The organism is Streptomyces sp. NPDC031365 (assembly GCF_055569765.1).
Genome location: NZ_JBVIIM010000024.1, coordinates 25135 through 32238 on the forward strand (window position 1 = coordinate 25135; position 7104 = coordinate 32238).

Genomic DNA, 7104 nt, shown 5'->3' on the forward strand with positions numbered 1-7104 from the left:
GCACGGCCCTCGGGCCGTGCGTCATACGTCACGCATTCGGCGGTACCCACATTCCCCGCCCCCTACGACACGACTGTGCCCGGTACCTGTGAAGGCACCGGGCACCAGCAACGTACTTCAAGGGCGCGGGGCTGTGTCGATCTGCGGCTCCGCCGCGCGGGCGCGACCAGCCACAGCGCTCCCGCGGCGGAGCGGCTACGCGCGCCCCGCGGTCTTCTGCGTCTTACGGGTGACCGCGTCGATGACGACGGTCGCCAGCAGCACACCACCGGTGATCATGTACTGCACCGGCGAGGCGATACCCTCCAGCGCCAGACCGTACGTGATCGAGATGATGACCATCACACCGAGCAGCGCGTCCCACGTGCGACCACGCCCGCCGAAGAGCGACGTACCACCGATGACGGCCGCCGCGATGACGTTCATCAGGAACTCACCGGTACCGGCACCCTGGTTGGCGGAGGCGATCTTCGAGGCGACGAACAGACCGCCGATCGCGGCGAAGGTGCCGGCGATCGCGAAGACCGAGATCCGGACCATCTCCACGTTGATGCCCGCGCGGCGGGACGCCTCGACGCTGCCGCCGAGCGCGAAGACCTTGCGGCCGTAGGCGGTGCGGCGCAGCACGAAGTCCGTGAGGACGAGGAAGGCCAGGAAGATCACCACGGCCAGCGGCAGGCCCTTGTACTGGTTGAAGACGATCGCGGCGGCGAACGCCAGGATCGCGAGCAGCACGGTCCGCACGATGATCTCGTTCAGCGGGCGGGACGGCACCCCGGCGGCCTCGCGGCGGCGGTTGTCGAAGAACGCGGCGAGGAAGTACCCCACGGTCACGACGACCGCCAGGCCGTATGCGGCGGCCACATCCGAGAAGTAGTAGCTGGTCAGCTTGACGACCAGGCCCTCGGAGTCGAGGTTGATGGTGCCGTTGCTGCCGAGGATCTGCAGCATGAAGCCCTGCCAGAACAGGAGTCCGGCCAGGGTCACGGCGAACGCCGGGACGCCGATGCGGGCGAAGATGAAGCCGTGGAGGGCGCCGGCCACCGTGCCGGTGAGAACCGCCAGCACCAGGGCCAGGATCTCGTTCATCCCGTGGGTGACGCTCATGACCGCGAAGGCGGCGCCCGCGACACCGCTGACCGAGCCGACCGACAGGTCGATCTCCCCGAGCAGCAGGACGAAGACGATACCGACGGCGATCATGCCCGTGCCGACCATGGCGACGGACATGTCGGAGAAGTTGCCGGCGGTGAGGAAGTTGGAGTTCAGGCTGGTGAAGATGGCCCAGATGACCAGCAGGCCGACCACGACGGGGATGGAGCCGAGGTCACCGGCCTTCATCTTCCGCTTGAACTCGTTCCAGTAGCCCAGCAGACCCTGTTCACGGACCAGCAGCCGGGGGTCGACCACGGTGACCGCGGCGGCGGCCGCCTCGGGGTTCTCCACGGCGTGGTCCTCGGCGGGGGCGGAGGTCTTTTCGGTGCTCACTTCGTGATCTCCCCATTGGTGCGCGCCGCACGACGGGTCACGGCGTTGTCCGTGGCGCCCGTGATGGCGGAGATGATCTCTTCCTGCGAGGTCGACTTGACCTCGAAGACGCCGTTGTTGCGCCCGAGGCGCAGGACGGCGACCTTGTCCGCCACGGCCTTCACATCGGCCATGTTGTGGCTGATGAGGATGACCGCGTGACCGCGCTCGCGCAGCCGCTCGACCAGGTCGAGGACCTGCGCGGTCTGCTCGACACCGAGGGCGGCGGTGGGCTCGTCGAGAATCACCAGCTTGGGCTCGCCGAGCATGGACCGGGCGATGGCCACGACCTGGCGCTGGCCTCCGGAGAGCGAGGCGATCGGGATCCGGACGCTGGGGATGCGGATCGAGAGCGTGTCGAGAAGCTCACGGGAGCGGCGCTCCATCTCGACCTCGTCCAGGACACCGCGCCTGCGCAGCTCCCGGCCCAGGTAGAGGTTGCCGACGACATCGATGTTGTCGCACAGCGCGAGGTCCTGGTAGACCGTCGCGATGCCCAGGTTCTGGGCGTCGTGGGGCCTGTTGATCTGGACGGTCTTGCCGTCCCACTCGATGACACCCTCATCGATGGGATGCACGCCGGCGATCGTCTTGACCAGCGTGGACTTTCCGGCGCCGTTGTCGCCCACCAGGGCGACCACCTCACCGGCGTGGACCTCAAGCTCTACGTCGGTGAGCGCCTGGACGGCACCGAACCGCTTGGAGACCCCGCGCAACGCCAGCACGGGCGTAGCGGACACGTGAACCATCTCCTTCGCCGCCTGACCCGGCGGGAGGTTGTGCAGAGAATTTTTGGGGGGTGTTCCGTCCGGCGCCCCGCGTAGCTTGCGGGGCTGATGTGTGCGGGGCGCCGGACGGAAGCGCGTGGCAGTCGGTCCCGGGAGGGAGTCCGGATCGCGGACTCCCTCGTGTGTCACGGGACGCGGGGACTGCTTACTCCAGACCGATCTTGTCGCAGGCGGCCTTGTACTTGCCCGTGCAGATCTCCTGGACGGTGTGGATGCCGTCCTTGATCACGGTGTCGTTGATGTTCTCCTGCGTCAGCGACACGACCGGGACGAGGACGGACGGGACACCCTTGGTGGTGGGGCTGTCGACCTTGTCCTTGGCGACGGAGTCCAGCGACTTGCCCTGGGCGAGCAGGACGGCCATCTCCGCGGCGGCTTCCGCCTCCTGCGGGTAGGGCTTGTAGACGCTCATGTACTGCTCACCGGTGACGATCCGCTGTACACCCGCGAGTTCGGCGTCCTGGCCGGTGACCGGGACGTCGGCGATACCGGCGGCCTTCAGGGCGGTGATGATGCCGCCCGCCATGCTGTCATTGGCCGAGTAGACGCCGATGATCTTGTCCTTGCCAATGGCGGAGATGGCGCCCTCCATGTTGGCGTTGGCGTTCTCCGGCTTCCACTCCTTGGTGTCGTACTCGCGGCCGACGTTCACCTTGCCGTCGAGGACGGAGTGCGCCCCCTGCTTGAACAGGGCGGCGTTCGGGTCGGTGGAGGACCCGTTCATCATGACGATCTGGCCGTCCTTGGCCTTGTCGCCCAGGGCCTCGAGGAGCGCCTCGCCCTGGGTCTTGCCGACGGTCACGTTGTCGAACGAGGTGTAGGCGTCGATCGGACCCTCGGCGAGACGGTCGTAGGCCACGACCGGGATGCCCGCGTCCTTGGCCTTCTTCACAGAGCCGGCGATGGCCTTGGAGTCCACCGCGTCCACGATGAGCACGTCGACCTTGTTGGTCACCATCGTGTCGACCTGCTGGTTCTGCAGGCTGGCGTCCTGCTTGGCGTTGGCGTAGACCACCTCGCCCTTGTTGTTCGTGAGCTCCTTGACCGTCTTCTCGATCAAGGGCTTGTCGAACTTCTCGTACCGCGCGGTCTGGGCATCCGGCAGGAGCAGACCGACCTTGATGTCGTCGCCCTTGGCTGCGCCGCCGGAGTCCTTCTTGTCGCCCGCCTCCTCGGCACTGCCACAGGCAGCGAGCGAGACGGCCATGGCACCCGCGGCAATGGCCACAGCAGTACGACGCATACGCGTGTTCATTTCAGAAACCTCCCTGACGAGGCCGCGACGTTGCGGCCGAGGTGGCTGGAAGTCAACTCGGCCACACGTGCGACGTCAAGAAGTAAATCCTTAACGAGATGGCAACGGTGCCATCCGTTCTCTAAGTGAAGGCGGGACTGGCCGCGGCGAGGGACCCCGTCGCGGTGCCGTCCAAGAGGGTCGAATCGCCCATCTCGCTCAGGGCGAGAGCGAGCGCTCCGAGCACCTCCGCACGGCCCCCAAGTGCCCCGGGGAGAACGGACAGTTGACGTGCCGCACTGGGGATCGCATAGCGGCTCACGGACTCCCGGATCGGCCCGAGCACCAGCTCTCCGGCCTCGGCGAGATCACCACCGAGAACAACCCGGCTCGGGTTCAGCAGATTGCAGAGATTGGCGACTCCACTGCCGATGTGGCGGCCGACGTCGGCGATCACCCGACGGCAGCCCGGGTCACCGTCCCGCGCCAGTCTGACGACGCCTTCCATCGTCAGATCGGTGCCGTGGCTGGGCTGGAGCAGCGGGAGCACGTAGCGCGCGGCCGTGAAGGTCTCCAGGCAGCCACGGTTGCCGCAGCGGCACACGGGGCCGGATTCGTCGAGTGTAATGTGCCCTATCTCACCCGCGGTGCCGCCCGGGCCGCGGTAGATCTTGCCGCTGATCACCAGACCCGCGCCCACACCGCTGGCCACCTTGATGTAGGCCAGGTCGCGCACGCCCCGGCCGCTGCCCCAGACCATCTCGCCGAGGGCGCCGAGGTTGGCGTCGTTGTCCACGTGCACCGGCACGCCGAGCCGCCCCCGCAGCTCCTCGGCGGGCTTGGTGCCGGTCCAGCCGGGCAGGATCGCGGTCGAGCCCAGGGTGCCGGATTCCACGTCGATCGGACCGGGTACGCCGAGACCCACCCCGGCGACCTTGGAACGGTCCACGCCGGTCGCCTCGATCAGCCGGCTGACCAGCTGTTCCGCCCGGTCGAAGCCCTGGGTCGAGGAGGCGTCCACGTCCAGCGGCTCGGACTCCTCGGCCAGCACCTGGTGGGCGAGGTTCCCGACCGCGACCCGCAGATGGGTGTGCCCGAAGTCGACCCCGATGACGATGCCCGCGTCCCCGCTCAGCGAGACGGCGCGGGCCCGGCGTCCACCCGACGAGGTCGGGGTGACCTCCACCGTTCCCCTGGCCTTCAGTTCCCGGACGATGTTGGAGACCGTGGCGGCGGACAGGCCGGTCGTCCTCGCGATCTCGGCCTGGGTGAGGGAACCCGCAAGACGTACTGCTCGAACGACCCGCTCCAGGTTGGCTCGGTGCAGCGACGACTGCGACCCCGGAGTCTCCACGACGACCTCCTGCGCGCGGGGCCGCATCGGTGAGGCCCCTCTCATGTCCAACTAGTGAACTCTAAGATGAGCCGTTCGGGTCACCTCCCGTCAAGAGGTTGAACCGTTTCCGAGTGCATGGACACACACGGACACGCCGCTCCCAGGGGCGGGAGCGGCGTGTGAACGACGAAATCCGGAGGGTTACTTCAAGGTTGCGGACGTGAGGCCGGCCTGCACCTGCCGCTGGAAGGAGAGATAGACCACCAGCATGGGCACCATGGCGATGGTCACCCCCGCGAAGAGCACGGGAAGGTCGGAGGCGTAGCCCTGCTGCTGCTGGAGCTGGATCAGCCCCTGGGTCAGCACATAGCGTTCCGGATCGTCACCGCTCTGCGGCTGCATCAGCACGGTCGGCAGGATGTACTGGTTCCACTGGCCCAGCGTGTTGAAGATGCCGACGCTCAGCAGACCCGGCTTGGCCATCGGCACCATCACCTGGAAGAAGGTCCGGGTGTGCGAGGCGCCGTCCAGGATCGCCGCCTCGAAGACCGCCGTGGGCAGGGTCCGGAAGAAGGCGTGCATGAAGAACACCGTGAACGGCAGGGAGTAGGCCACGTACACCAGGGCCAGGCCGTGGTAGGTGTTCAGCATGTCCAGCCGCTTGACCATGAAGAACAGCGGGACAAGGGCCAGGAAGACGGGGAACATCGCGCCCGCGACGAAGAAGTAGTACAGCAGGCGGTTGCCCCGGAACTCGTAGCGGGCCAGCACATAGGCCGCCATCGCGCCGAACAGCATCGTCAGCGGCACGGAGATCACGAGCACGAGGACCGTGCTGGTGAAGTAGTCGCCGATGCCCTTCTCCCAGGCGCGGGAGAAGACACCCAGGTCCCAGTTCTGCGGCCAGCCGAAGGCCGAGCCGCCGATCTGGGCGTCGGTCCGGAAGGAGCTGAGCACCAGCCACAGCAGCGGCAGCACGATCAGCACCGCCCAGAGGGCGAGGAAGCCGTGCGAGAAGACGTTCAGCACGACGCCTTCGCTCTGCTGGCCGCCGGGGCGGACGGTGCCCCTGCTCACGGGCGGGGGCGGGGTGGGGCCGCCGGTGGGTGCGGTTTCCTTGAGAGGTGCGCTCATCGTCGTTGCTCCGCCTCAGAACTCGATGCGCTCGCGACGGGTGGCGCGCAGCATGACCACGGACACGATCAGGGTGAGGACCAGCATGACCACGCCCATGGCGCAGGCGTAGCCGCTCCGGCCGTACAGCAGGAAGTTGCGCATCATCACGGTCGACATGACCTCGCTGTGGTGGTCGGGGCCACCGCCGTAGTCGCCGGCGGTCATGGTGGAGACCAGGATGAACATGTCCATCGCCGCGATGCCGAGATAGACCCAGGCGGTCTGCACGGAGTCCCACAGCAGCGGCAGGGTGATGCGGAAGAAGGACTGGGTGCGGCTCGCTCCGTCGATCAGGGCGGCCTCGTAGATGTCGCGCGGAATGGACTGCATGGCGGCGGAGAAGAGCACCAGATAGAAACCGACGCCGTGCCAGACGACCACCGCCATGAGGGCCCACAGCACGAAGTTCGGCTCGTTGAGCCATTCCACGGGGCTCTGGCTGTCGACCAGTCCGAGTTTGATCAGGACGCCGTTGAGCATGCCGCCACCGTCACTGCGGTAGACCGCGCCGAAGAGCACGGCCAGGATGGCCAGCGACAGGACCTGCGGGAAGAAATAGATGACCCGGTAGTACTTCGATCCGGCGACCCCCGAGACGCCTCCGGAACGACCCCGTCCGCCCGCGTTCAGCATGAAGGCGAAGAAGAGCGCGAGCAGAATGGTGATCACCGGGATGAACACCAGGAACAGGATGTTGTGCCAGATGGCACCCATGAAGATGTCGTCCTTGAACAACGCCGTGTAGTTGTCCAGGCCGACAAAGTTGAAGCTCTGCGACTGCCCCTTCCAGTCGGTCAGTGAATAACCGAAGGTCTGGATGTACGGCCAGATCACGAAGATCACATAGAGCGCCACGGGAAAGAGGAGAAATCCCGCGACGAACCGGTGCTGCCCTGTGCGCATGGCGTTCCTGCCCCTGGGTGTGGCCGCGGGGGGGGGGGGGGGGGGGCGGTGTGCGGGGGGGGGGGGGGGGGGGGGGGGGGGGTGGGGGGGGGGTGGGGGGGGGGGGGGGTGGGGCTTGTTGTTTGTATCCGCTGGAGTCA

At 67.2% G+C, this 7104-nt stretch carries 6 protein-coding genes; all 6 read right to left on the reverse strand.

Going from position 1 to position 7104, the window contains the following annotated elements; all coding sequences use genetic code 11:
- Positions 1-195: 195 nt before the first annotated feature.
- The 6 genes from ACZ5C2_RS28710 to ACZ5C2_RS28735 all read right to left on the reverse strand — a co-directional run bounded on the left by ACZ5C2_RS28710 (position 196) and on the right by ACZ5C2_RS28735 (position 6964).
- Complete coding sequence (locus ACZ5C2_RS28710) at positions 196-1488, reverse strand: sugar ABC transporter permease (RefSeq protein ID WP_468797580.1); 1293 nt, start codon at positions 1486-1488, stop codon at positions 196-198.
- Complete coding sequence (locus ACZ5C2_RS28715) at positions 1485-2276, reverse strand: ATP-binding cassette domain-containing protein (RefSeq protein WP_468797583.1); 792 nt, start codon at positions 2274-2276, stop codon at positions 1485-1487. Before ACZ5C2_RS28715 ends, ACZ5C2_RS28710 begins: the two co-directional genes overlap by 4 nt.
- A gap of 184 nt (positions 2277-2460) precedes the next feature.
- Entirely contained in the window at positions 2461-3558 is a 1098-nt protein-coding gene (locus ACZ5C2_RS28720; RefSeq protein WP_468797586.1) for a substrate-binding domain-containing protein, read from the reverse strand.
- Between the two features lie 133 nt (positions 3559-3691).
- Positions 3692-4903 carry an ROK family transcriptional regulator gene (locus ACZ5C2_RS28725; RefSeq protein ID WP_468797782.1) on the reverse strand — a complete coding sequence of 404 codons (1212 nt, stop codon included), beginning with the start codon at positions 4901-4903 and terminating at the stop codon, positions 3692-3694.
- A gap of 183 nt (positions 4904-5086) precedes the next feature.
- A complete protein-coding gene (locus ACZ5C2_RS28730) occupies positions 5087-6019 on the reverse strand; it encodes a carbohydrate ABC transporter permease (RefSeq protein ID WP_468797589.1) in 933 nt (310 codons plus the stop codon).
- A 15-nt stretch (positions 6020-6034) separates the two neighbouring features.
- A complete protein-coding gene (locus tag ACZ5C2_RS28735; protein ID WP_468797592.1) occupies positions 6035-6964 on the reverse strand; it encodes a carbohydrate ABC transporter permease in 930 nt (309 codons plus the stop codon).
- Between the last annotated feature and the right edge of the window lie 140 nt (positions 6965-7104).

Bases quoted from the DNA above. Each gene is read 5' to 3' on its own strand.
- ACZ5C2_RS28715 (WP_468797583.1), bottom strand. From the start codon at position 2,276: ATGGTTCACGTGTCCGCTACGCCCGTGCTGGCGTTGCGCGGGGTCTCC.
- ACZ5C2_RS28720 (WP_468797586.1), bottom strand. From the start codon at position 3,558: ATGCGTCGTACTGCTGTGGCCATTGCCGCGGGTGCCATGGCCGTCTCG.
- ACZ5C2_RS28730 (WP_468797589.1), bottom strand. From the start codon at position 6,019: ATGAGCGCACCTCTCAAGGAAACCGCACCCACCGGCGGCCCCACCCCG.
- ACZ5C2_RS28735 (WP_468797592.1), bottom strand. From the start codon at position 6,964: ATGCGCACAGGGCAGCACCGGTTCGTCGCGGGATTTCTCCTCTTTCCC.